Below are 25193 nucleotides of genomic sequence, written 5' to 3' on the forward strand. Positions count from 1 at the left end.
GACGTCGTCTGGTCGTCGCCACTCGCGGAAGGAGCACCGTGCGCGACGGTAACAGCACGATGGAGGGCGGGCCCGTCCAGCCGACGGCCGGCCCGACGCGCTCCTCGTCACCAGGTGGCGGGGAGCAGGGGGGCGTCCACGTGATCGTCGGGGCGGACACGACGAGGATCGTCCTGTCCGGGGAGGTCGACGCCGACCTCGGCCCCGAGCTGCACGAGGCCACCACCGAGGCCGAGAACGCGGGTCTGCCGATCGAGGTGGACGCGCACCACGTCACGTTCATGGACTCGTCGGGCGTGGCGTTCCTCGCCCGGCTGTCGATCCGGTCGCAGCACCGCGTGCGGTTGCTGCGCGTCCCGCCGACCGTGCGCTTCCTGCTGGAGGTCACGCGGATCGGCGAGCTCCTGGACGTCGTCGAGGAGTCCGACGAGCGGGAGTTCCAGCCCGTCGCGCCCGACGTGACGCCCACCCCGTAGGTCCCGGGTGCACGACGAGCCGCCGCGGTCCGACGAAGGACCGCGGCGGCTCGCGCGTCGCACGCGTGGTGCGCTCGCGTCAGCGGATCTTCTGGCCCGCCGAGCGCAGCTGCTGGCACGCCTCGACGATGCGCGCAGCCATGCCGGCCTCGGCCAGCTTGCCCCACGCACGCGGGTCGTACGCCTTCTTGTTGCCGACCTCGCCGTCGACCTTCAGGACGCCGTCGTAGTTCGTGAAGATGTGACCGACCACGGGACGCGTGAACGCGTACTGCGTGTCCGTGTCGATGTTCATCTTGATGACGCCGTTGTCGACCGCCTCGGCGATCTCCGCGGCCGTCGAGCCCGAACCGCCGTGGAACACGAGGTCGAACGGGTTCTCCTTGCCGATCTCGGCGCCGACGGCCTTCTGGATGTCCGCGAGGATCGACGGGCGCAGCTTGACCGCACCCGGCTTGTACACGCCGTGCACGTTGCCGAACGTGAGGGCCGTCAGGTAGCGGCCCTTCTCGCCGGCGCCGAGCGCGCGGACCGTGGCGAGGCCGTCCTCGGCCGTCGTGTAGAGCTTCTCGTTGATCTCGGCCTCGTGGCCGTCCTCCTCGCCACCGACGACGCCGACCTCGATCTCGAGGATCGTGCGCGCGGCCTGCGACAGCTCGAGGAGCTCCGCGGCGATGACGAGGTTCTCCTCGAGCGGGATGTCCGAGCCGTCGAACATGTGCGACTGGAACGTGGGGTCCTCGCCGCGCTTGACCTGCTCGGCCTCGAGCGCGAGCAGCGGGCGGACCCAGGAGTCGAGGTTCTTCTTGACGCAGTGGTCGGTGTGCAGCGCGATGGTCACGTCGTAGTTCTTGGCGACCTCACGCGCGTACGCCGCGAGCGCGAGCGAACCGGCGATGCGGTCCTTGATCGTCGAGCCGGACGCGTACTCCGCACCGCCGACGGAGACCTGGATGATGCCGTCCGACTCGGCCTCCGCGAAGCCCTGGATGGCGGCGGTGACGGTCTGGGACGACGTGATGTTGACGGCCGGGTAGGCGAACTTGCCTGCCTTCGCCCGGTCGATCATCTCCGCGTACACCTCGGGGGTGGCGATGGCCATGCGCTCACAACTCCTGTGGCTGGATGGGGGTGGTGTCGGCACCGAGTCTGCCACTACCCGCCGTCTCGGTGGCCGGGACGTCCTTCCCATGGACGTCACCTGCGGCGTCGTACGTCCGGGGCGGCGCTCACGCCTCCGCGGGCGCGGGGAGGTCGGCGTGCTGCTCGACCCACGCGTGCATCGCGATCGCCGCCGCGGCGCCGGCGTTGATCGACCGCGTCGAGCCGAACTGCGCGATGTGCAGCACGTCGACCGCCGCCGCGCGCGCCTCGTCGGACAGGCCCACGGACTCCTGGCCGAACAGCAGCACGCACGCGCGCGGCAGGGGGTAGCCCTCGATCGGCACCGACCCCGGCAGGTTGTCGACCCCGAGCACCGGCAGGTCCTCGTCGTTGGCCCAGTCGATGAGCTCACCGACGCTCGCGTGGTGCTGCACGTGCTGGTACCGGTCCGTCACCATCGCACCCCGCCGGTTCCAGCGGCGCCGTCCGACGATGTGCACGCGCGCCGCGAGGAACGCGTTCGCGGTCCGCACGACGGACCCGATGTTGAGGTCGTGCTGCCAGTTCTCGATCGCCACGTGGAACGTGTGCCGACGCGCGTCGAGGTCGGCGACGATCGCCTCGAGCGTCCAGTAGCGGTACCGGTCCGCGACGTTGCGCCGGTCCCCGTGCGCGAGCAGCTCCGGGTCGTAGTGCGGCGCGTCGGGCCATGCCTCCGGTCCGCCCGGCCACGGGGGGACACCGATCTCGGACTCCTCCACGCGCTCCAAAGTAGCCCCGGACCCGCGTGCGCTCCCGTCGAGGACCGGTGTGTCGGTCAACCGTCGCGCAGACCCGCGACGAGCTCGGCGAACACCGCCCCCGCGTCGTCCCACGTGGCGAGCGCGGCGGACTGCCCGGCCCACAGCGAGAGCAGCCCGGCATCGTCGCGGCCCGCGGCCGGCGCGCGGAACCGCCCCGTGAGCCAGTTCTGCGCCGGGAACGGGGCGATCGCACCGGACGCCTCGATGGTGCGCACCGCACGGTTCGGCACGCCGCGCGCGAGCCGCCCGCTCATCGCCCGCGTGAGGACCGTGCCGTGCGCGGGGCTCGCCGCGATCGCCGCCCGGTACGCCTCGCTCGCGGCCGACTGACGCGTGCGCAGGAACGCCGTGCCGACGACCACGCCGTGCGCGCCGAGCGCGCGGGCGGCGGCCACACCCCGCCGGTCCGCGACTCCCCCGGCCGCGAGCACGGGCACGCGCACGGCGTCCACGACCTGCGGGACCAGCGCGAACGTCCCGACGAGGGCGTCGGCCGGGTCGTGCAGGAACGACACGCGGTGCCCGGCCGCCTCCGCGCCGGATGCCACCACCGCGTCGACCCCCGCGTCGGCGAGCGCACGCGCCTCGTCGACGGTCGTCGCGGTCCCGACGACGCACGTGCCGCGCTCGTGCGCGGTCTGGACGACCCAGGGCGCGGGGACGCCGTACACCACGCTCAGCACGGCCGGACGCGCGTCGAGGACCGCCGCGAGCTGCTCGTCGACGTCCGGCAGGAAGGCCGCGGGCTCGTCGGGCTGCGCCAGGCCGAGCTCGGCGAAGAACGCGTCCACCGCGGCGCGCGGACCCGTCAGGTCGACCTGGCCGGGGCGCACCTCGTCGCCCGTCGCGAGCCACACGTTGAGCGCGAACGGCCGGTCCGTCGCGGCCCGCAGCTCGGCCGCCGTGCGCGCGACGCGGTCCGGCGCGTAGCCGTACAGCCCGTAGGACCCGAGCCCGCCGAGCCGGCTGACCGTCGCGGTCAGCTCCACCGACGACAGCCCGCCGAACGGCCCGAGCACGACCGGGACGTCGATGCCGAGCAGAGCCTCCAGGCGGCCGGTCATGTCGTGTCCCCCTCACGTCACCCTCACGTCGCGGCGCGGCCATCTGGCCGACCGCGAGCCTAGCGAGCGCGTCGACCGGCGCGCGGGCTCCGTCCGGACGTCCGTGCGAACCTCGCAGTCCGGACGCAAGGCCCACACACACCGCCCCGTAGGCTGGACCGTATGCTCACGACGACCGCGCTGACGACCGCGCTCCACGCCGCGGGGCCGATCCCCGCTCTCGGGCCCGACTTCCTCAACGCCGACCATCTCATCCAGTCGTTCGGCGGTGCGGCGCTCATCGGCATCGTCGTCGTCGTGTTCATCGAGACCGGGCTGCTGTTCCCGTTCCTGCCCGGCGACTCGCTGCTGTTCACCGCGGGCGCGCTCGTCGCGCAGCAGTTCCTCGACTTCCCGCTGTGGCTGCTGTGCCTGCTGATCTTCCTCGCGGCGTTCCTGGGCGACCAGACGGCGTTCCTCATCGGGCGCAAGCTCGGTCCCCGGGTGTTCCGGCGGCCCGACTCGCGGTTCTTCAAGCAGTCGTACATCGACCAGACGTACGCCTACTTCGACAAGTACGGCGGCCGCACCATCATCGTCGCGCGCTTCGTGCCCATCGTGCGCACGTACGCCCCGGTCGCCGCGGGTGTCGGCAAGATGAGTTACCGGCACTTCGTGTCCTACAACGTGATCGGTGCCCTGCTGTGGGGCGTCGGCGTGACCATGCTCGGCTACGCGCTCGGCAACGTCTCGTTCGTCAAGGACAACATCGAGGTGCTGCTCGTCGTCCTCGTCCTCATCTCGGTGCTGCCGATGGTGTGGGAGGTCTGGCGGGCGAGGCGTCGGGCGCGCGACACCCGGTACGACGAGCCGGCCGAGCGGGCCGAGGTCGAGCGGAAGGTGTTCGAGTGACCCGCGAGATCCGTGCCTGGCTGTCCGACATGGACGGCGTGCTCGTGCACGAGGGCATCGCCGTGCCCGGCGCGGCCGAGTTCGTGCGCGCGCTGCGGGACGCCGAACGCCCGTTCCTGGTCCTGACCAACAACTCGATCTTCACGCCGCGCGACCTGCGGGCGCGTCTCGCCACCTCGGGCATCGACCTGCCCGAGGGCGCGATCTGGACCTCCGCCCTCGCGACCGCGCGGTTCCTCGTCGACCAGATGCCCACCGGGTCGGCGTACGTCATCGGCGAGGCCGGCCTGACCACCGCGCTGTACGAGGCGGGCTACACGCTCACCGCCGCCGAGCCCGACTTCGTCGTGCTGGGCGAGACGCGCACCTACTCGTTCGAGGCCATCACCAAGGCGATCCGGCTGATCCAGGGCGGTGCGCGGTTCATCTGCACCAACCCGGACGTCACGGGTCCGTCGATCGAGGGCGACCTGCCCGCGACGGGCGCCGTCGCCGCGATGATCCAGGCCGCCACCGGACGTCAGCCGTACTTCGTCGGCAAGCCGAACCCGATCATGATGCGCACGGCCCTCAACCGGCTCGGCGCGCACTCGGAGACGACCGCGATGGTCGGGGACCGCATGGACACCGACGTCGTCGCCGGCATCGAGGCCGGCCTGCGCACCTACCTGGTGCTCACCGGCTCGACCCGGCGCGAGGAGGTCGAGCGCTTCCCGTTCCGGCCGTCCGAGATCGTGGAGTCCGTCGCGGACCTCGTCGAGCGCGTCTGACGGCCCGAGGAGTTCGCCGCGGCCGTCTCGGGGCGGGACGACGCCCACCGGGACCTTGGTCCCGGGAGGAACCGGGCGCGTGCGGGCGATCCTGCGCGCATGCCCACCTCCCGCGCACCGGCTCGACCGACCACGCCGCGCACCGCCGGTGCACGGCCCGCGTCGCGGCGACGCGGGCCCGGGTGGGTGCCCCGTGAGCACGGCGCGTGGGCGATGCTCGTCGTCCCCGTGCTCGTCGGCGGTGTCCTGACGTCCCCCACCTGGCGCACCGCGCTCCTGCTGGTCACCTGGCTCACCGCGTACCTCGCGTTCCACGCGACCGGGCTGTGGCTGCGCGCGTCCCGACGACCGCGCTACCTGCCCCCGGTGCGCGCCTACGCCACCGCGCTCGTCCTGCTCGGCGGCACGCTGCTCGCGACCGCGCCCGGTCTGCTGCGTTGGGCGCCGGTGTACGGCGCGCTGCTCGCGACGAGCCTCGTGTGCTCGCTGCGGCGCGCGGACCGGTCCTGGCTCAACGACGGTGTGACGGTGGGTGCCGCGGTGCTCATGACCGTGGTGTCGGCCGGGCTCGGCCACGACGGCACGCCGCCCGCGACCGCACTCACGGGCACGTGGGTGCCGCCGGGCGCCGACGACCCGGCGGCCTGGGCCGTCACCGCCGTGCTCGCCGGATACTTCTTCGGGACCGTGCCGTACGTCAAGACGCTCCTGCGCGAGCGCGGGAACCGCGCGGTGCTCTCGGTGTCGGTGGCCTGGCACGCGCTGCTCGTGGTGGCGGCCGTCGCCGTCCTGGCCGTGCAGGTCACGCACGAGCGGGCCGCGGGGAGCATCGCGGTCGCGGTCGCCCTCGTCGTCGTCGCCGCGGGCCTGCTCGCGCGCGCGGTCCTCGTCCCGCGCCGCCGCCCATGGCCGAGCCCGAGGGCGATCGGGTTCGGCGAGATCGCGGCGACGCTCGCGGTGACCGCGGTCGCGCTCGCCGTGCCCGCGCTCGCGGCGCCGTCCCTCGTCGGCTGACCACGCCCCCGCCATCCCCACCCCGGCGCCCTCGCTCCGGCGCCCTCGCCCCGGCGGCACCCCCACCGCCGACTGCGCACGTCCCGGCCCGAGTGCTGACGTCCGCCGCGCGCACTCGCGCAGGAACGTGCGCAGTCGGCGGGTGGGGTGGCAGGGCGGGCGGGATGGCGGGTGGGGTGGCGGGCATGACGAAGGCCGGTCGCTCGGGCGACCGGCCTTCGGCTGCTCAGGTCAGAACTGGACCGTCGGCGCCTGACGGACCTGCGGGTCCTGCACCTCGAAGTACTCGGCGCGCTCGAAGTGGAACATGCCCGCGATGACGTTCGTCGGGAACGTCTCGATCTTGGTGTTGAGGCTGCGGACGTTCGCGTTGTAGAAGCGGCGCGCGGCGGCGATCCGGTCCTCGGTCGTCGACAGCTCGTTCTGCAGCTGCTGGAAGTTCTCGCTCGCGCGCAGCACGGGGTAGTTCTCCGCGACCGCGAAGAGGCGACCGAGCGCCTGCGTCAGCTGGTTCTCCTGCACGGCCTGCTCGGCGACGGACGCACCCGTCCCGGCTGCGGCGGCGCGGGCGCGCGTGACCTCGTCGAACACCGCGCGCTCGTGGGCCGCGTAGCCCTTGACCGTCTCGACGAGGTTCGGGATCAGGTCGTGCCGGCGGTGCAGCTCGACGTCGATCTGGCGCCACGACTCCTGCACCAGGTTCCGCAGGCGCACGAGCGCGTTGTACTGCGCGACGGCCCACAGCAGGACGATGACGACCAGCGCGACCACGACGATCGCGACGATGGCTCCAGCAGGCACGAGAGCTCCTTCTCCAGGGGTACCGGTGAGCCTAGCGGGCCAGCGGGTCGTGCCCGTGGTCCAGCCAGACGTGACGAGGGACGGCGTCCGCGATCGCCACGAGCAGCGCGATCCTCGCGTCGAGCCGCTGCAGGTCCGTGCGGCCCGCGGACCAGGTGAGCACCGTGGTGCCCTCGATCCGCCACGCCACGCGGTCCTCGCGCAGCAACCGCTCGACGAGCCGCGGGTGCAGGATCGCGTGCCCCACCGCGAGGTCCGTCGCCCGCACCGCGAAGCGCTTGTTGAACTCGTCGGACTCGACGCCGAGGTCCGTCCTGCCGAACGCGCTCGCGATCCGGGAGCCGATCGACTCCGGCGTGACCTCGAGGTCCGGCAGGAACGCCGGCAGCTCGAGGGTGACGACGTGGAACGTGTGGGTCGTGGTGCTGCGCCGGCCGTCCGAGTCCGTGCTCGACGTCTCGTAGGAGTACGCGAACGACATGAGCCGGCGGCCCTGGAACGTGCCCGCCACGACGTCCGCGACCTTGCGGTTGTCACCGGTGCCGAACGGGGACCCGCGCCATCGGCTCACGAGCGAGCGGTCCGCGGGCCGGCGGCGCCAGCCGCGAGCCGCGAGCCACGCGTCGAGGGCCGCCTGGTGCTTGCGGTTCGAGATCGTCGACCACACCACCAGCAGCACCATCAGGGCGCCGCCGACCACCAGCAGCCAGATCGGGTTGAACGCGGGTCCGAGCCCTGAGTCAACGCCCACCACTGCGCACCTCCGTCCCGGCGTCCTGCCGGCGGTCAGGCCAGGCCGAGGTCGGAGAGGTCGAACAGGAAGTGGTACGGGACGCCGAGCGCCTCGACCGCCTCGCGGGCGCCCGTGCCGCGGTCGACGATCACCGCGACCCCCGCGACCTCGCCCCCCGCCTCGCGCACGGCCTCGACCGCGGTGATCGCGGAGCCGCCCGTGGTGGAGGTGTCCTCGAGCACGACGACGCGGCGGCCCGTCACGTCCGGGCCCTCGATGCGGCGCTGCAGGCCGTGGGCCTTGCCGGCCTTGCGGACCACGAACGCGTCGACGTCCTGACCGCGGCTCGCCGCGGCGTGCAGCACGGACGTCGCGACGGGGTCCGCGCCGAGCGTGAGCCCGCCGACCGCGTCGACCTCGGCGGTGCCCAGACCGGACTCCTCCAGCAGGTCGAGCATGAGGTGGCCGATCAGCGGGGCGGCACGGTGGTGCAGCGTGACGCGACGCAGGTCGACGTAGTAGTCGGCCTCGCGGCCCGACGAGAGCGTCACCCTGCCGTGCACGACGGCGAGGTCCTTGATGAGCGTGCGGAGCTGGTCCCGAGGGCTGGCGGCGAGGGTGGCGTCGGTCACGCGGGAAGGTTACCGCCGGGCGGCAGGGCTCAGCGGGCGTCGTCCACGGGCCCCGCGTCACCCGGCAGCTCGAGGGCCTTGCGGTAGCGACCGACCGCGCGCACCGCACCGCGCGGGGCGAGCCGCGCGGCCGCGGCGACGGAGCGGTACCGCAGGCTCGGCGTGGAGATGACGACCCCGCGCCGGACGTCGGCGAGCGCACGCGCGACGACGTCCTCGGCGTCGAGCCACGCGAAGTCCGGGTACGACGAGACGTCGATCGCACCGCGCTCGTGGAACTCCGTCCGCACGAACCCGGGGCACAGCGCGGTCGCCGTCACGCCCGTGCCCTTGAGCTCGACCGCGAGCCCCTCGGTGAACGAGCGCACCCACGCCTTGTGCGCCGAGTACGTGCCCGACGCGAGCAGCGCCGCGATCGACGCGACGTTGAGGACCGCACCGCGGCCTCGTCGGACCATCGACCCCGCGGCGGCGTGCGACAGGACCATGGGCGTGCGGACCATGAGGTCCAGCGCGCGCTCCTCACGCTCGAGGTCGCCCCCGACGAAGCGCTGGTTGAGCCCCAGGCCCGCGTTGTTCACCAGGAGCCCCACCGGGTGCTCGTCGTCGCGCAGCCGGTCCGCGACGCGCTCGACCTGGCCCCGGTCGGCCAGGTCCGCGACGAGCACCTCCGCGCGCACGCCCGCACCCGCCTCGAGCTGGTGCGCGAGCCGGGTCAGCCGGGCCTCGTCGCGCGCGACGAGGACGAGGTCGTGCCTGGCCGTCGCGAGCTGCCACGCGAACTCCAGGCCCAGTCCGGCGGACGCGCCGGTGACGAGTGCGGTTCCCACGCGCCCACCCTACGGACCGGGGCGCGGCGGGCAACTCCCGCCACGCGCGCGCGTGACCGGTGCGACGGGACCTGTGGACGCGGTCGCGGACGTGTCGGCCGCGGCTCGTAGGGTGGTCGCGTGCACCCCGACGACTCGCCCCTCCTCGACGCGCCCGCCGGCGCCGAGCCCTGGCCGGACGAGCCGCCGTTCGACCCGTTCTACGACGACGCACCGCCGGACCTCGACGCGTGGGCGCACGGCGTCCCGCACGACGCTGCGTCGGGCGAGCTGGCGGCCGCGGTCGCCGCGACGACCCGCGGCACGGCCGGAGGTGCGCGACGGCCCGCACGCGCGTCGGACGTCCCTGCACGTGCGGCGGCGGCCGCGTCCGGGACACCGCTGGAGGTGCTGCGCCGGGTCTGGGGGTACGACGAGTTCCGCGGTGACCAGGCCGAGATCATCGACACGGTCGTCGCGGGCGGGGACGCGCTCGTCCTCATGCCGACCGGTGGCGGCAAGTCGCTCTGCTACCAGGTGCCGGCGCTGGTGCGCGAGGGCACGGGCGTCGTCGTCTCACCCCTGATCGCGCTGATGCAGGACCAGGTCGACGCGCTGTCGGCGCTGGGCGTACGTGCGGGCTTCCTCAACTCGACCCAGCAGGCGTGGCAGCGTCGCGAGGTCGAGGACGCGTACCTCGCGGGCGAGCTCGACCTGCTCTACCTCGCGCCCGAGCGGCTGAACGTCCCGGACACGATCGACCTGCTGGACCGCGGGACCGTCGCGCTGTTCGCGATCGACGAGGCGCACTGCGTGTCGCAGTGGGGCCACGACTTCCGCCCCGACTACCTGCGGCTGTCGATGCTGCACGAGCGGTGGCCGGACGTGCCGCGCGTCGCGCTCACCGCGACCGCCACCAAGGTCACGCACGCCGAGATCGCGCAGCGGCTCCAGCTCGAGGACGCGCGGCACTTCGTCGCGAGCTTCGACCGGCCCAACATCCAGTACCGGATCGTCGGCAAGGACAACCCGCGCGCCCAGCTGCTCGACCTGCTGCGCACCGAGCACGCGGGCGACGCCGGGATCGTCTACTGCCTGTCGCGCGCGTCGGTCGAGCAGACCGCCGAGCACCTCGTCGCGAACGGCGTGCCGGCCCTGCCGTACCACGCGGGACTCGACCGGCAGGTCCGCGCGCACAACCAGGCCCGGTTCCTGCGCGAGGACGGCATCGTGATGGTCGCGACCATCGCGTTCGGCATGGGCATCGACAAGCCCGACGTGCGGTTCGTCGCGCACCTCGACCTGCCGAAGTCCGTCGAGGGGTACTACCAGGAGACCGGCCGCGCCGGGCGGGACGGCCTGCCGTCGACCGCGTGGATGGCGTACGGCCTGCAGGACGTGGTCCAGCAGCGCCGCCTGATCGACACGTCCGAGGGCGACGCCGCCCACCGCCGCCGCCTCACGCAGCACCTCGACGCGATGCTCGCCCTGTGCGAGACCGCGTTCTGCCGGCGCGTGCAGCTGCTCAACTACTTCGGCCAGCAGGCGCAGCCGTGCGGCAACTGCGACACGTGCCTGACCCCGCCGTCCACGTGGGACGGCACCGTCGCGGCCCAGAAGCTCCTGTCGACGATCGTCCGGATGGCGCAGCGCGGGCAGCGCTACGGGGTCGGCCACGTGGTCGACGTGCTGCGCGGCAAGCGCACCGCACGCGTCACCCAGCTCGGTCACGAGTCGTTGTCGACGTTCGGGATCGGGGCGGACCTGTCCGACACCGAGTGGCGTGGTGTGGTGCGCCAGCTCATCGCGGCGGAGCTCCTGGCCGTGGACACCGAGGGGTACGGGACGCTGCAGCTCGTCGAGGCGTCGGGCGAGGTGCTCAAGGGCGAGCGCACGGTCCTGGTGCGGCGCGAGCCGGAGCTCACGCGTCGGCGCTCGTCGGGGTCCGGCGGCTCCGGCTCGTCGGGCTCGTCGTCGAAGGCGGCCGCCGACCTGGACGGCGAGACCCTCGAGCTGTTCGAGAAGCTGCGCGCGTGGCGGGCCGGCGCCGCGAAGGAGCAGGGCGTGCCCGCGTATGTCGTGTTCCACGACGCGACGCTGCGCGACATCGCGCTGCGTCGCCCTTCGTCGATCGACGAGCTCGCGACGATCGGCGGCGTCGGGGCGACGAAGCTGGAGCGCTACGGCGACGGCGTACTCGCCACGCTGGCCGGCTGAGCGACAGCCGTCGCAGGTCAGGCAGCGCTCCAGGTGGCGGGCCGAGGCGGCGTGTCCTTCGACGCCGATCGTCGTACGCGCGCGTCGAGCAGCACCAGCTCGATGTGCCCGGCCGTCCACTTCTCGCACGACCCGCGGACTCGCTCGATGCGGCCCTCGGCGAGGTCGCTGTCGTCGAAGGCCACGGCCAGCAGGACAGCGTGGCGACAGTCCAAGCCGGCCGCACTCGCGTACTTCGACAGCATGCCGAACACGAAGGCCTGGACCTGACGCTCCGAGACGTGCTCGCCCCTGACCCACAGCGCTTGCACCGCTGCAGTCTCGCGGACGAGACGAGCGATCTCGCCGAGCGCATCCCGTAGCCAGAGTGCGAACGCCTCGCTCGTCTCGGGGCGGTGCGCCACACCGTCTGGTGCGCTGTCGTCGAACCCGCGCCTCTCGAGCTCGCGCTCCTGCTCGAGCGCGACCACGACGTTGAGGGTGCCTGCCGGCGTCAGGACCAGGCGTCCGGCACGGCGTGCCCTGCGGACCAGCCTGCGCGCGATCGCCTCGTCGAGCCGGCCACCCGCGTCGTCGACACCCCAGTCCTCGAGGAGTTCGACAACTGCGTCGCGCCGCGCCGAGCGCCTCGTACGGCCCTCCGGTTCACCCGCCGCTTCGATGGCCCAGCACGTCGCCACCATCTCGGCAGGAGGATCAGTCAGCTCGTCGGCCTCCACGTCCAGCCGCCAGCGCGCGAAAGGGTCGACGAAGCGCAGCACCGGGATGCCGCCATCGGCGTCCATATAGGTGTTGCCGTCGTCGGTCGCGAGCCACGCGGACCCGTCGATGTGCGCACGCGTGCGAATGACCGCGGCAGTCAGGACGGCGATCTGCTCGAGCCGGTGGCGCGAACCACCCGAGAACCGCGGCGACTGTGAAGCCGACCACGACCATGGCCCACGGACCGGCCACCAAGAACGCGGCGCGCGGTCCACGCGGCGTACCTAGCCCGGCGCTCTGACACGGCTGCTCCGGCGACGGGGCGGTACCCGTCGTCACCTGCGGCCTTCCCGGGCCCTCACACCGGAACCGGGAAGGCCAGCGAACCTCGGGGCATCACCGGCATGAGGAGCGGGGTTCCGAAGACTCGCTGCGTGACGTCGGCGATGCCTTGGCGCAGGAACGGGAGCATCGTCATGACGCCCACTTCGTTGGCGTACTCGACGACGAGCGCCTGGCTCAGCGTCGGCGCACCGTCCTGGGCGGTGTAGTAGGCCGCGACGGCGACACGCACGTCGCCCACCCCGAGGTCGAGTGCGACGGAGAGCACGATCCGGAATCGGGTTGCGTCATCGCTCGTCCCTGCATCGAGCGTGTACTGCGGCGTGATCTCGACGTCGTCCGGTGCGGCGACGTCGAGACGCCGCACCGCGTGCAGCTCGACGAAGGTCAGCTCGTCGAGCAGTGCCAGAGGGACGAGCGCCCGGACGTCGGCCGACGGCTCAGCCATGAGCGCGCACCAGGACCCGCGTTCCCGACTCCCACGTGACCCGGGGCGACGACCCCGCGGCGATCGCCCGTGGCAGCACCTCGCCCTGCACGACGCCGATGTGCGTCTGCGCCGCGGCGCAGTCGTCGACCACCTCGCTGCGAACGCGACCGCCGACCGCGAGCGCGTAGCGGCGAAGCGTCGCGAGGGTGGGGTTCGCGTCGTAGTGCTCGAACCCGGCGACCGTCGGCTGGCTCACGCCCATCCGCTCCGCGACGACCGACTGGGACAGACCGTGCTTCTTGCGGAGCGCCACGAGCGCGGCACGCATCGCAGCATGATCCTCGATGAGGAAGTCGGCGCGCCGGACGATCAGATCCACATCCTCGTCAGCCATAGGTTCTATCCTATGGCGTCTCGGTCGTCCCGGCGCAAGTCCGCAGCGGGCGATCGTGCCAACCAGCCTGGCAATGCCGCCGCGTAGATGCCGACAGCCTGCATGATCTGCGCATCCTGGAGGTCACGCGTCGCCCGCGCGTCTCCCTCGATGACGAGCTTCTCGTGCGGAACGAGACCGATGGCGACCACCCCCAGCGCAGCTGGCTCCGCGTGCAGGAGCCGGACCTGGACGACGCCGTGCCGGACACCCCCGTCGTGCGTCACTTCGGTCACGGGCACGTGCTGCCACCGGATCTCGAACATCTCCGCCGCGAGCGGGTGATCCAACGACTTCACGTGCTCGATCGGCTTGAGCTCGCCGCGGCTCGCGGCCGCCAGACGCTGCCGGAACTCACGCTCGAGCATGATCGCGGCATACGGGCTCCACCGCCGTTCAGGACGCGCCTTCACGACGGCCATGAGCTCGGCCGCGATCACGTCGAGGTGCTCATCCTGAGTGCGGATCTCCGGGCAGCCGTGCCAGTAGACGTCCACGGGCAGCTCGAGGCTGCAGTTGGAGGTCCTGACCTGCGAAGACATGGCGCTGATCCTACGAGTCGTCACTGACACGACCCGAGACCACTCGACTGAGACCCTCAACCATGCGCAGGCCGTCCGGTCGAACCCGGAGCGGGCCTCACCGCGGCTCGACGAAGAGGCAGCCGGACGGGACAGTCGCCGAGGTCCCGACGACAGCGGCGCGGCCGCCGACGCGCGGCAAGCGTGTTCGGAGACGAGCGCCGCAATTTCGGGGATCGTTTGAGGCTCGCACCTCAGCGTCTCGTCAATCTGCTCGGGCTCGCACGCGAACCATCACGCGCAGCTCCATGAGCACGAGGCGGCTGTCGAGCGCGGGCTCGCCGCAGTCGAACGGCGAGCGATTCACGTCAAACGGTCAAGCCACGGAGCATGGTCACTCGTCGAGAGCCTTGAGGAGGGCGTCGCGCGCGTCGGTGTAGTAGACGAACGCGACCTTCGTCGCAACCTCGTCGGACACGTCGACCAACGCGCGCCGTGCAGACACGGGTAGTAGCAGTGCAGTCGCGCCCTTCTCCATGGCCAGCTCCGCCAGGGCCGCGGGGTTCAGCAGCGTCTCGACGCCGCCTCCCAGCGTGAGGTTCCCGACGACGACGAGCCCTCCCCGCAGCGGCCGTTGCAGCAAGGCGCCTGCCATGGCGAGCAGAATCGGCATCGCGAGCCCCGCGCCGGACTTGGCAGCGTCGAGCGCACGCACCTGTGCTGTGAGCTCGTGCTCGCGAGCGTCGCGATCGCCTATGAGACCTCGCGCGCCGGAGACAAGGTTTTGCTCGGCGAGCTTGACGCTCTCGCGCAACGCCGCGGGCGCCGCCTGGTTGACGAGTCGAACCCCGCTGCCAGGCGCGTCGTTGACCTCGATCCGATACAGCCCCGGCCCGGCGTCGCCACCTGCCTCGGACAGCCCCCAGACCTGCCCCGGCGGCAGCGGGTCGAGGCCGATGGTGTCCGGGCTCTGGAGCTCGGGGGTCGCGACGAACTGCTCGACGCCCTCCCCGATGCGGTATCCGAACTGCGTGTTGCGGAACTCCGCCGCGCCGATGCGCCGCTGCTGCTCCTTGACCCGCCGCCGCACCTCGAGCGCAAGCCGCACGGCCCACTCGAGCTCCTCGTCGGGCACCTCGGACTCCGGGTCCGGATACAGGAGCTTGAGGAGACCGTCGACAGTCTTGTTGACGGCGGCGAGGTCACGCCCGGACAAGGCGTCGGAGTAGTTCACCCGGCCCTGCACAGCGGTGAGCCGGGACTGCGTGCGCAGGCGCGACCAGCACTCAGAGAGGAAGTCGGAGACGAGCCCGAAGTTCGCGGTGAAGTAGGACGGATCGAGCTTGGGGACGTCCCAGCCGGGGACGTACGCGTGGAGGCGGTCCATGAACGCGGTGTCGTCGCGCATCTCGGGCGGCAGCGGCGACAGCAGGTGACCGACCCGCTGCTGGTGGGAGACGTCGACGTCGAAGTTCCCGACGAGCACGATCGACCCGTCCGCGCGGATGGACTCCCGACCCCGCGAGAACTCCCCGGACTCCATGTAGCCCTTCATGATGTTGACGCCGTCCTTCTGGTCGAAGGAGACGCCCGAGACCTCGTCGAAGCAGACGACGTCGTACTGCGCGACGAGCCCGCGCTGCCCGGTCGCGTTGTTGACGAACATCCGCGCCACGGTGGCCTTGCCGCCGGAGATCAAGTGGGCGTACGGGGAGACCTGCTGAAAGAGGTGCGACTTGCCGGTGCCGCGGGGGCCGAGCTCGACGAGGTTGTAGTTGCGCATCACGAACGGCACCATCCGCAGGAGCAGCACGTCCTGCTGGCGCGGCGTGAGGCGCGCGGGCTCGAACCCGATCGAGCGCAGCAGCAGGTGCTTCCACTGCGCGGTGCTGAACGCGGCCCGTCCCGCCGCCAGCCGCTCCACGGACTCGCGCGTCGAGAGCTGGATGGGCCGCAGCGTCGCGATCCCGAACGGCCGTCCCCCGGACTCCTCCGCGATCACCGCGTCGTAGTCCAGGTCGATCTCCGCGTAGAAGCCACCGGTCAGCATGCGCTCGTTGGCACGCACGAGCGCATCGGAGATCCGGACGTCCTTGAGCTGCAGGCTCGGCAGCTCCGCGAGGTAGCTGTTGGACTTCGCGTCCAGGCGCGCCTTGACGAGGTCGATGAGCTTGATCGTCATGCGCTCGCGCGCGCGGGACTTGAACAGCTCCTCCTCGCCTGCGCGCACGGTTCGGTCGGCGAGGAGCCGCCGGACCACGGCGAGCCCCTCCTCGATCTCGTCGGGGTCCGTGGTCGCGCAGTAGCGGCCGAGCAGGAACTCCCCCACGTAGGTGGGGACCGGGTACGCGCCCTTGAACCGGTGCGCGAGGTCCTTCTTGACGACGAACCCCTCGAACGCGCGGGCAGCGAGCTCGTCGACCTCGTCGAGTGCGAGCCGGTCGGTCATGCGTCGCCTCCCACGGTCGTCCTACGCTGGTCGACCACACGGTCGGCGGACAGCAGCACGACGAACGCCGGCCGCCCGAGCGCCTCGTCGTCCTGCACCAGCGCCTTCGCCTCGCCGTCACGGACCGCGGCCGGACCGGCGACACAGGTCGACGAGTCCCCGGGTGTGAGCCGGACCTCGACGACGAGCCCGTCGCCCGGCGGGACGACATCGACACGGCACCGGGCGTTCGTCCACTTCACCGCCTCGATGTGCGCCTCGACGCTTGTCGGCCCGCCGCCCGCCTCGACCGTCAGCACAGGCGTCACGCACTCCTGCGGGCTGAGCCCGCCGTGCTCGTACAGCACGCCCGCCTGGAACGCCGCGGATCCGGGCGGGCTCGCGAACCGAACCGTCGGGTCGTGCGTCCACGGCAGCGTCGGCACGTCGACGTCCTGCCCGGCCTTGAGCCGCGCGGCACGCGGCTTGCGCGCGGCCTCACCGTGCGTGAGGTGCTGCGGGAGCTCGACCTTGCGCGCTGGCCGGGCGGGCAGCAGCCAGCCGTGGTCCGTCACGACGAGCACGCGCCGCCACCCGGCGGCGAGCAGGGACTCGATGCGGTCTGCGACCTTCGCCAGCTCGGCATCGAGGTAGCTCGCGAGCGCGTGGTGCTGCGCGTGCCCGATGACGTCGATCGCCGTGGTCTGGGTCCAGGCGCGCCCCGCCGGGTCGCCGGTCTCGCCGGCGCCGAGGTACTGCACGCCGCCGGCGGCGAGCGCCTGCTTGAGCACGTCGCCCTTCAGTGCGCGTCCCTGCGCGTCGCCCGCCGCGAAGTCCGGTCCGGGTCCGGGCCGCTCGTCGAGCGGCGCCACCGCAGGCTGTCCCGTCGGCGTGACGCTCGGGAACGCCGCGAGCCGGGTGGTCGACGTCGGCGTCGAGCCGCGCGCGGTCAGGACGTCGGCGAGCCGGTGCGCGGCGTCGAGCCGCAGCGCGTCGACGAACAGCACGCACGTCCCCTGGGCGGCCTCGACTCCGACCGAACCGTCGTACCCGCTGCTGAGCGCAGCCTCCTGGAACCGACCGGCAACGAGGTCGACCCACGGGTCGTACACCGCACCCAGGGCCCTCACGACGGCATCTCGATCAGCGCCGCTGGACGCCGCAGCCAGCGCGCGCAGCGCGGCGTCGTCGGCGCGGAACGCACCCTCGGAGTACCACTGCGCCCACGCCGCGACCGCGCCGTGCGGCAATGGCTCGGCCGTCGTGCGCGCCACCTGGGCGAGCGCGCCGAGCGCATCGAGCAGCGGCGCCCGCCCGAGCCGGTGCCAGACGTTCCCCCTCCGGCCCACGTGCTCGTCATCGAGCGCGACGAGCCGCGCCGCGGCCTCGTCGCGCGTCCCCCTGTTCGCCACCTGCGCGAGCGCGACGCGCAGGGCGTCCTCGCGTTCGGCGTCCGCCGACGGCCACGAGTCCGGGTGCGGGTCGGCCCCACCGAACAGGAGGTCGGCGGGACGTGCCTTGTCGAGCAGGTCGGGGATCGCGGGGTACTGCGCGGCGGTCTCCGCGTACCGCTGCCACGCCAGCGCCCAGCGCCCGTCGCGCCGCCCGAGCGCGCCGGCCGCCGTGATGACCGTGTCCTTCGCGAGATCCAGGCCGTAGGCGGAACGCACGGTCCCGACGAGGGCGGTCCACGTGCCCGCTGCCTGCATCCGCGCGCGAGCGGCATCGGGGTCGTTCATCCAGGCGAGCAGCTCGCGCACGTCGTCGGGCACGACGAGCGAGAGCAGCCGCGACGCGTCGACCGTGTGCTCGCGTAGCCGCTCGACGTCCTGGTCGAGCAGCACGTCCAGCACGTCGGTGATCGCCTGACGCGTGGCCCCGTCCTGCGCGACCTTGAGCCGCAGCCCGTCCTGGCTGCGCAGGAACGCCTGCGGCGTCCACGGCTGCTGGTTGGACTGCAGCCACCACCGCGACCGGTGCGCCAGCTCGACGAGCGGCGCGAGTTCGGACGACGCCGGCCCGTCCCCCACCACGTCGCCGGGCGACACCCCCGGCAGGTAGACGACCCAGGGGTTGCCCTCCCCGCGCGCCGCGAGCGTGTCCGGCAGCCCGACCACCGCGTCAGCGGCTCCCGCGGGCGCGTCCTCGGCCGTGGCGAGCACGGCACGGATCCAGATCGCGGGACCCGCCGCGGTCCCGGCCTCGTGGCTCTCCGCGAGGACGAGCACGGGAACGGACTCCTGCACCCGCCCCATCACCCGCTCCCACACCCGCTCGGGATCGGCCCACAGCACGGCGGCGGGTGCCACCTGCGAGCTCTCGTCGAACCGCGACGCGAGTGCACGCAGCGCCGCCCCGATCTCGGCGCGAACCGTCGTCACAACGGTACTCCGGCGGCACGACGAGCCGCGCGCCGCTCCTCGAGCGTGGGGTGCAGGTCGTTGATCCGCTCCGACCCGTCGGGGTTCCTCCCGCGGTCCTTGCGCCAGTGCACGTTCACCTTGGACCGGAGCACGCCCGCCTCGACGAACGGGCGGATGTTGAGCCGCACGCCGTCGTCCAGGTCTGGGTGCCACCCAATCGGCTGCTCGTGCATCTCCTTCCAGCGGACATACACGTCGTACGGCGCCTCACCGTCCAGGATCAGCGTGAGCTTGCGCTGCAGCTCCAGCGCCGCGCCAAGCCGCTCCGCGGCGCCCGGACGCTCCTCAGCGGCCTCGTTCTTCTGCCTCTCGATCCACGCCCCCAGCGTCGAGAACGTCAGCTTGCTCAACGTAGCGTGATCCAGGCGGTGGTAGTTCACGATCACCGAGAACCCGTCCTTGCGCCCGTCCCAGATCTGCCACAGGAACGGCCGCTGTTGGAACACCCTGCAGTGGTCCTCGAAGAATCTGTCGCGCAGCCACTCTTCGATGCTCCCGGACGAACCACCGGCGTCTCGCACCACTCTCTGCTCCAGCGCAGCCGACCACGTCAATCCGTGTGCCCGGGCAAGGAGCGCCCGCAGCCGCGACGCCGCATCCAACTCCCCGCTCAGCGCGGACAGTGCCACGATCCCGTCATCGTCGAGCAGATCGTCTAGCGCGTCGGTTTGCTGGTCGGGCCAGCGATATCCGAGGAGCCGAGCTGCAGCGACCTGGAGCGGGAAGGACGACGCCGCTGGCCCGCCATCGAACAGCCACTGCGTCGGATCGTGCGACTCCGGCTGTGGAATGCCGCCCGTCTCGTCCGCGACCTGCCTCCACCGCTCCACGTCGAACGGCACTGCCTCCACGCTCGCCGTGGACTTGGCGATGTCTTTATCAACCAGATTGAGAGCAGCCTTGAACTCGGGCGAGGAACAGAAACGCCAGACGGCCGGAAGGTCGCTGGCCTCATGCGGAATGAGGACCGTAGCAGAACCATCGAATATCTCGCCCGTGTAGATAGTCGCGTACACGTTCCGCATGACCGCGACGGCTACGCCGCTTCGGCCCCATGCGGCCTTACCTCTGAATGTTGCACCATCTTGAGTCACTTCAGACATCGCCCCGAAACCGTCTTCCCAGAAGGCAACCCCCGAGCGACCGCCGTAGGCGACCGTCTCCTTACTGGACGACTGCACGCGCCTCCAGCCGCCGGTGTCGGGATCGGCCAGCTCCCAGAACTCCCGCCAGAAGCGGGGGTTGTCCGCAGTCTTGATCCCCTGATTGCTCGACGCGACTTCACCCAAGCGTCGACCACGTAGCGGCTTCTCCATGATTGCCGCGCCAGGGTTGTCGAGCTGCGTAGCCTGCGAGACGCGCGAAAGCTCGCATGAGCGGAGAGCTTCAGCCTTCGTGTCCGGACCTCGTAATGCCTCTGCCGAGAGCGCCGTGTAAGAGTCACTGTTCGGCCGCCGAGCCGAGAAAATGCCCAAGCTCACGAGAGCGCCCGCAGCTGCACCCGACCAGAAGCCGCCCTCGCCAAGCCAAGCGACTGCATTTAGCGTGTGCTCAACGAGCACCTTCCGCCTGAAGCCCTCGAGCCTCGACTTAAACAGCCACGACTGCGGGGTCACAACAGCAACGCTGCCGGACTGCTGTGACACCATCGCGAACGACCGTTCGACGATCGCGAAGGCAATGTCGTGCTGTGAGGCCGGATAGACGGCCGCGCAGTAGTCGGCCAGGACGCTCGCGTGCTTTGGCCGCCCAAGAAATGGTGGGTTTGTGACGACCAGTACGTACTCTCTGGAAAGGAGCGCTGCGGCCTCCGCAATTCCCTTCGATGCCATACCGAGAACAGCCTGCTCGACGCCTTCGCCAGTCAAAGCCACTCGGAGGGTCCGCTGGACAATGTCCCAGTCGTCGCCTCGCAAGTCGCGGCCGAGGAGGACTCCCTCCTCGCGGTCGCCACGAGGCTGAATCAGTGACCCGAGCGTGTCGGCGTGCCGAAACTGCGTGTGCAACCTTCCGAGTGCGGATCGTAACTCTTCGTTCGCCCCTGCAAGGGCGATCCATTCGTCCCGTGCCGCGTGGACCGGGACGCCTGAGCACGCGATCTGGGGCACTGGCGAGCCCCGGAAGCCGCCTTGCTTCCACGCCTCGAAGACGAGATTGAACGTGGCGATCTGGGTGCAGCGCGGGTCGAGCTCGAGGCCGAAGAGGTTGTCACGGAGGACGGCGTCCTGGGCGTCGGCCGGGGACAAACCCTCTTCCTCGGCGCGCATGCGCCAGAGCATCCCGAACGCGGCGACCAGGAAGTGGCCCGAGCCGCAGCACGGATCCATGACGGTGACCGCAGCTGCGGTGGTCGGCCACTCCTCGAACGTGCCGGCCGCGGGGGTGCCGTCGTCCAGCCGGCGCAGGTACTCCCAGCCCTCGACGAGCGGCGAGTCCGGATGGCGTGCGGCCCACCACGCACCGAGGGAGTTCTCGAGCAGGAAGCGGACCATGTAGTTCTCGGTGAACAGCTGCGTCACCGGAGATAGGTCGGCGCCACCGATCTTGTCGCCCGCCTCGTTGACGCGCTTCTTCTCGGCGGTCTGCCAGAACTGGTACACCCAGCCCAGCGCGTCCTCGGTGCGGAACACGTCGGCGTCCAGGTCCTCGACGATCCGCTCCAGCTCCGCACGGCGTTCGGGCGAGTACCGCACCTGCACCGCCGGGTCGGTGAGCCGGAAGACTCCGGGGAGGATGTGCGACGCGTAACGGGCCGCGAGCATCCAGCCGTCCGGCTCACCCTCGTGGGCCGCGAGCTCGGCGCACTCCGCCAGGGTGACCGCGACGTCGTGCTCGGGGTGGCGCAGGAGCCCGTTCTCGGCGAGGAAGCGCGCGAACAGCAACCGGTGCCACTGCTCGTAGGCCACATCGGCCCGAAGGAGCCCCACGTCCGCATCAGGCTTGTCCAGCTCGTCACCGAGCTGACGGGCCTTTGCCCGGAGCCCGCGCCGCAGCGCCGCGTCATCGTCGGTCAGGTACGACGGCTTCTCCTTGACCGCCACAGCCAGCCGCCCGAGCTCCTCCCCCGCAGCGGCCTCTGCCACCTGCCGCGCACGCTGCACGGCCTTGTCGAGCGCGTTGCGCTGCGCGGTGCTCAGCACGTCGCTCATGACGGCTTCACCACGATCGTGCCGTGCCGTGCGAGCTGGGCAGCAAGGTGTTCGCGGACCTTGTCCACGTAGGCGTCGAGATCCGCGTCGGTGGCGAGCGTCGCTCCGGGCGTCCCGACGACGACCGCGCGCGGCTGAGCCTCGCGCACCGCGGCGGTCAGGGCGGCAGACACTCGGGCGGGAAGCGCGTCGCGCAGGTCGCGCCAGCCCGCGAACGGGCGCGCGCGCACCGCGGTGAGCACCGCATCGGTGTCGGGAAGGTCGAGGGGCGCGAGCGGTTCGAGCTGATGCGTGCGGCGGAGCGCGGACCGCTTGGACTCGTCGAGCGACTGCCACGCCGCGGCGTTCTCGAGGGCGGCCAAGGCCTCGGTGTAGGTCGCCGTGTACTCCTGCCACGCGTCCGCCAAGCCGGTGCGGACCGCATCGGCCAGGTCGCGCTCGATCGTCGTGATCTGGTCGTCGGCGGCCAACAGCTCGCGGCCCTGCTCGAACGCCGCGAGGCGCTCGCACACGGTGGTCGCGGCAGGCAGCGGGGCCGCGCTCGCCGCCAACGACCGCGCTCGGTCGAGGGCACGCAGCCGCGCGGGGCGCCGCGACTCGAGCGAGGTCACCTGGTCCGCGAAGTCCGCGAGCTCGGTCTCGGCGGCGAGGGCGTCGAGCACGAGCGCGTTGCCCGAGCCCTGCGCGAGTGTCTGGATCGCCGCAGGCACCGCAATCTGCGGGAGCGGGGCGTCCCCGGAGACGGCACCTGCGCGCCGTACCAGCGACGCGACCGCGTCACGCACCTGTTCCGGGAGCGGCGCGGCCGACGGCTGCTGACCCACGGTCCCGAGTGCCTGCACGAGCTTGCGGGCGCGGATCTGGTCGACGGTCGTGATGACCACCGACTCACGCCGCAGATGCAGGCCCCGAACCTCGTGAGGGTCGCGACCGCCTTCGCCGTCGCGGGGGCTCCGTTGATCGTGGCGGTGAGGTGGTCGGTCGCGACGAGCGCGCCGATCGCACCCTTGATCGCGTCGCCACCCCAGCCGTACGGACGGGCCGCGAGCGCGTCCTCGACCTTGCGACCGTCCGCACCCGAAGGCCCGACGAGGCTGAGGACGAGCTTGGTCGCGTCGTGCTGGTCGACGGCACCCTCGTGCCCGACGGGCCGCAGCACGTCCTCGGTGCTGCCCTGCTTGAGGCGCGCGACGACCTGTGCCCATCCCTGGTGCGCGGCGGGCTCGTACTGCGGGTAGAGCCGGGTGACCGCACGCCCGGCGGCAGACGCCACCTGGTCCGCGAGCGTGGTGCCCTGCGGGATGCCGCCGCCGGCGAGCTCGACCGTCGCCTGGGCCAGGACGTCGTGGACGAGCCGGTCGACGCGGCGCTTCGCCGCGTCGCGGCGCGACACCATCGCCTGCCGCGCCTCCCGGCCGTCGTCGGTCGTCGGCGCCGCACGAGTGTCGAGCACCTGCTGCGCGGCCGTCTGGTCCGCGAGCGCGTCCTTGAGCTCGTCGGACGCGACCTGAGGCAGATGGACGAACACCAGCGGTGAGTCCTGGCCCGCACCGCGAGCCAGCTCGCGGAACTGCTTGGGCTTGACGCTCCACCCACTTCGCACCCAGACGGGGATGGTGTCGAGGATCTGCGGCTCGACGTCGCCGAACTGCAGCGCCAGGTTGCGCCGCTGCTTGTCCTGCATCACGAACGGGGTAAGGGCCTTCGTCACCGCCTCGCGCAGCGCCTTCTCGCGCTCGGTCGCTACGACAACCGCGTCGACCGCGATCGACGAGCGTCGCCGCTCGAAGTCCTGCGTCCACTCCTGGCCGGCCTTGGTCTGCAGGAAGTACTCGTGGTCGCGCTCCTGGAGGACGCCTTCGCGCGCGAGCGTCTCGAGCAGGACGGGGACACGCTGACGCATCGCGGCCCCGTCCGACGCGAGGTCCTCGACCAGCAGGTCCGCCAGGTGCTCCTGCGTGGTCCGCACGCCGCGGTCATTCGCACCGTCCCTCGGCAGCTGGTTGACCAGGAACACAAGCCCGAGCAGGCGGAACCGCAGCTCGCCGTCCGGCTGGGTGAGCTGGTCGTTGATCAGCGTCTGCACTTCTTTGAGCAGACGCCCGGTCTGGTTGAACGCGTCCTGCTGGAACTCGAACAGGAAGTCCGCTCCGACGACGGTCCCTTCTGCGCGGCGCGCGACCTTGGCGTTCGCCTCCTGCACCACGCGCAGCTGGGAGCGGAGCTGGCCCGTGCGGCCGGCCTGGCGCAGCACGTCCTCCCACAGCCGACGGCGGTTCGGCAGCAGCGGGTAGTCGTCGACGAGCGTCTCGTCGTCCGTGCTCTGGTGCTGCAGCTTCGAGCCCGAGAGGTGCCGGCGGATCTCGCCCTGAGCGCGGTCGAGCGTCGACTGCAGCTCGCCGCGCCGCGCCGGCTCCTTGGAGAGGAGCACACGCCGCACGACGACGTCGACGTCCTGGTTCTTCAGGTGCACCTGGACGCTGAACCGGTCCTTGATCTTCTCGAGCGTCGGGTTCCCGACGAGCTCGGCCTGCCCGGTCGCGACGATCAGCACACGACCGCCGAAGCCCTTGGACACCGCCTCGACCAGGTGCTGGACCGCCATCGCGCGGTCGGCGTCGTCGTTGACGTACTGCTGCACCTCGTCGAGCACGACGAGCGTCGGCGGCACCACGCCGTCGCCGACGCGGAGCAGGACCCGCCGCAGCAGCTCGACGGAGTCGCCCGTGGAGATGTGCGTGAGGTCGGGGAACTGCGCCTTGAACGCCTGCCGCAGCCCGACCGGCGACTCGGCCAGGTCGGGGCGCACCGCCAGGACGGCCTGCGCCAGCTCCTGCGAGAGGTGGAACGTCTTGAGCGCCACGATCGGGTCCTTGCCCGCGGCCTGCACGCGCGAGACGACCTCGTCGTACAGCCCTTCGTCGTGCAACCACAGCGCGAGGCTCGCGGGCGCGATCTTGTCCGGCAGACCCGCCGCACCCAGCACCACCGCGAGGAACGCCGCGTTGAGCTGGTCGACGTGCGCGGTGTCGAGACTGCCCGCGGCGGCCCACGGGTGGCCGCCGGCGCGCGCCGCCACGTTCTTGAGCTCGAGCAGGGCGTCCTGCACAGGCACGCTCAGGTTCGCCAGCCCGCGAGCGCTCGCGCCGTCCGGGAACCGGGTGTCCGCCCACAGGTGCTCGAGCACGCGCACCAGGTGGGACTTGCCGCTGCCGTAGAACCCCGAGACCCAGGCGGCGGGCTGGTCGCCCTCGCCGACGTGCGTGGCGAACGACGACAGGATCCGCTGCAGCCCGATCGCGTACTCGCCGTCGCAGACGAAGCTCTCCAGCTCGTAGCGAAGGACGTCCCACTGCTTCTCGTCGTCCGGCCGCCCGACCTTCGACACCCCGTCGTTGGGGATCGTGTAGTCGAGGGGGTCCTTGGTGAACAGCTCGTGGTTGAGGGTCAC

At 71.9% G+C, this 25193-nt stretch carries 21 protein-coding genes; 5 read left to right on the plus strand and 16 right to left on the minus strand.

Features of this window, described 5'->3' with window-relative positions; all coding sequences use genetic code 11:
- The first annotated feature begins 38 nt into the window (after positions 1-38).
- Positions 39-476: an STAS domain-containing protein gene (locus CBP52_RS10945; protein ID WP_232514452.1), complete on the plus strand. Its 438-nt coding sequence runs from the start codon at positions 39-41 to the stop codon at positions 474-476.
- A 79-nt stretch (positions 477-555) separates the two neighbouring features.
- Here CBP52_RS10945 and fbaA read toward each other — a convergent pair whose 3' ends face one another.
- From fbaA to CBP52_RS10960, 3 genes are all read right to left on the minus strand, one after another.
- Complete coding sequence (gene fbaA / locus CBP52_RS10950) at positions 556-1578, minus strand: class II fructose-bisphosphate aldolase (RefSeq protein ID WP_094180969.1); 1023 nt, start codon at positions 1576-1578, stop codon at positions 556-558.
- A gap of 127 nt (positions 1579-1705) precedes the next feature.
- Positions 1706-2341: a TrmH family RNA methyltransferase gene (locus tag CBP52_RS10955; protein WP_369826214.1), complete on the minus strand. Its 636-nt coding sequence runs from the start codon at positions 2339-2341 to the stop codon at positions 1706-1708.
- A gap of 56 nt (positions 2342-2397) precedes the next feature.
- The gene (locus CBP52_RS10960; protein WP_094180971.1) at positions 2398-3447 is read right to left on the minus strand and encodes a nitronate monooxygenase family protein; all 1050 of its coding nucleotides are present in this window, start codon (positions 3445-3447) and stop codon (positions 2398-2400) included.
- A 162-nt stretch (positions 3448-3609) separates the two neighbouring features.
- Here CBP52_RS10960 and CBP52_RS10965 point away from each other — a divergent pair, with 162 nt between their 5' ends.
- From CBP52_RS10965 to CBP52_RS10975, 3 genes are all read left to right on the plus strand, one after another.
- The gene (locus CBP52_RS10965) at positions 3610-4338 is read left to right on the plus strand and encodes a VTT domain-containing protein (RefSeq protein ID WP_094180972.1); all 729 of its coding nucleotides are present in this window, start codon (positions 3610-3612) and stop codon (positions 4336-4338) included.
- Positions 4335-5108 carry an HAD-IIA family hydrolase gene (locus tag CBP52_RS10970; protein WP_094180973.1) on the plus strand — a complete coding sequence of 258 codons (774 nt, stop codon included), beginning with the start codon at positions 4335-4337 and terminating at the stop codon, positions 5106-5108. Before CBP52_RS10965 ends, CBP52_RS10970 begins: the two co-directional genes overlap by 4 nt.
- 99 nt (positions 5109-5207) lie before the next feature.
- The gene (locus tag CBP52_RS10975; RefSeq protein ID WP_094180974.1) at positions 5208-6122 is read left to right on the plus strand and encodes a YwiC-like family protein; all 915 of its coding nucleotides are present in this window, start codon (positions 5208-5210) and stop codon (positions 6120-6122) included.
- Between the two features lie 231 nt (positions 6123-6353).
- Here CBP52_RS10975 and CBP52_RS10980 read toward each other — a convergent pair whose 3' ends face one another.
- Genes CBP52_RS10980 through CBP52_RS10995 form a run of 4 tightly spaced genes read right to left on the minus strand, consistent with a single transcriptional unit; the run spans position 6354 to position 9118 of the window.
- Positions 6354-6923 carry a LemA family protein gene (locus CBP52_RS10980; RefSeq protein WP_094180975.1) on the minus strand — a complete coding sequence of 190 codons (570 nt, stop codon included), beginning with the start codon at positions 6921-6923 and terminating at the stop codon, positions 6354-6356.
- Between the two features lie 31 nt (positions 6924-6954).
- On the minus strand, positions 6955-7674 hold the full coding sequence (locus CBP52_RS10985) for a hypothetical protein (protein WP_157732580.1): 720 nt from the start codon (positions 7672-7674) through the stop codon (positions 6955-6957).
- A gap of 35 nt (positions 7675-7709) precedes the next feature.
- Positions 7710-8288 (minus strand): orotate phosphoribosyltransferase, encoded by a 579-nt coding sequence (pyrE, locus tag CBP52_RS10990; protein WP_094180977.1) that lies wholly within the window; start codon positions 8286-8288, stop codon positions 7710-7712.
- A gap of 29 nt (positions 8289-8317) precedes the next feature.
- Entirely contained in the window at positions 8318-9118 is an 801-nt protein-coding gene (locus CBP52_RS10995) for an SDR family oxidoreductase (protein ID WP_094180978.1), read from the minus strand.
- A 120-nt stretch (positions 9119-9238) separates the two neighbouring features.
- Between CBP52_RS10995 and recQ the strand changes: the two genes are divergently transcribed.
- Positions 9239-11314 (plus strand): DNA helicase RecQ, encoded by a 2076-nt coding sequence (gene recQ / locus CBP52_RS11000; RefSeq protein WP_094180979.1) that lies wholly within the window; start codon positions 9239-9241, stop codon positions 11312-11314.
- A gap of 17 nt (positions 11315-11331) precedes the next feature.
- On the opposite strand, the gene CBP52_RS11005 is transcribed toward recQ, so the two are convergent.
- From CBP52_RS11005 to brxC, 9 genes are all read right to left on the minus strand, one after another.
- Positions 11332-12291, minus strand: a complete 960-nt coding sequence (locus tag CBP52_RS11005) for a hypothetical protein (protein WP_157732581.1) — start codon at positions 12289-12291, stop codon at positions 11332-11334.
- A gap of 83 nt (positions 12292-12374) precedes the next feature.
- Complete coding sequence (locus tag CBP52_RS11010; protein ID WP_094180981.1) at positions 12375-12806, minus strand: hypothetical protein; 432 nt, start codon at positions 12804-12806, stop codon at positions 12375-12377.
- Complete coding sequence (locus CBP52_RS11015) at positions 12799-13182, minus strand: helix-turn-helix domain-containing protein (protein WP_094180982.1); 384 nt, start codon at positions 13180-13182, stop codon at positions 12799-12801. The genes CBP52_RS11010 and CBP52_RS11015 overlap by 8 nt, the downstream gene beginning before the upstream one ends.
- Positions 13183-13187: 5 nt before the next feature.
- Positions 13188-13763, minus strand: a complete 576-nt coding sequence (locus CBP52_RS11020; protein WP_094180983.1) for a hypothetical protein — start codon at positions 13761-13763, stop codon at positions 13188-13190.
- Positions 13764-14136: 373 nt separating this feature from the next.
- The gene (gene brxL, locus CBP52_RS11025) at positions 14137-16191 is read right to left on the minus strand and encodes a BREX system Lon protease-like protein BrxL (RefSeq protein WP_094180984.1); all 2055 of its coding nucleotides are present in this window, start codon (positions 16189-16191) and stop codon (positions 14137-14139) included.
- Positions 16188-18551: a BREX-1 system phosphatase PglZ type B gene (pglZ, locus tag CBP52_RS11030; RefSeq protein WP_094180985.1), complete on the minus strand. Its 2364-nt coding sequence runs from the start codon at positions 18549-18551 to the stop codon at positions 16188-16190. Before pglZ ends, brxL begins: the two co-directional genes overlap by 4 nt.
- A complete protein-coding gene (locus CBP52_RS11035) occupies positions 18548-21742 on the minus strand; it encodes a hypothetical protein (RefSeq protein ID WP_094180986.1) in 3195 nt (1064 codons plus the stop codon). The genes pglZ and CBP52_RS11035 overlap by 4 nt, the downstream gene beginning before the upstream one ends.
- Entirely contained in the window at positions 21739-22452 is a 714-nt protein-coding gene (locus CBP52_RS11040; RefSeq protein ID WP_094180987.1) for a hypothetical protein, read from the minus strand. Before CBP52_RS11040 ends, CBP52_RS11035 begins: the two co-directional genes overlap by 4 nt.
- Entirely contained in the window at positions 22350-25193 is a 2844-nt protein-coding gene (gene brxC / locus CBP52_RS11045) for a BREX system P-loop protein BrxC (protein ID WP_094180988.1), read from the minus strand. Before brxC ends, CBP52_RS11040 begins: the two co-directional genes overlap by 103 nt.

The organism is Cellulomonas sp. PSBB021, assembly GCF_002240455.1.
Lineage (GTDB): Bacteria > Actinomycetota > Actinomycetes > Actinomycetales > Cellulomonadaceae > Cellulomonas > Cellulomonas uda.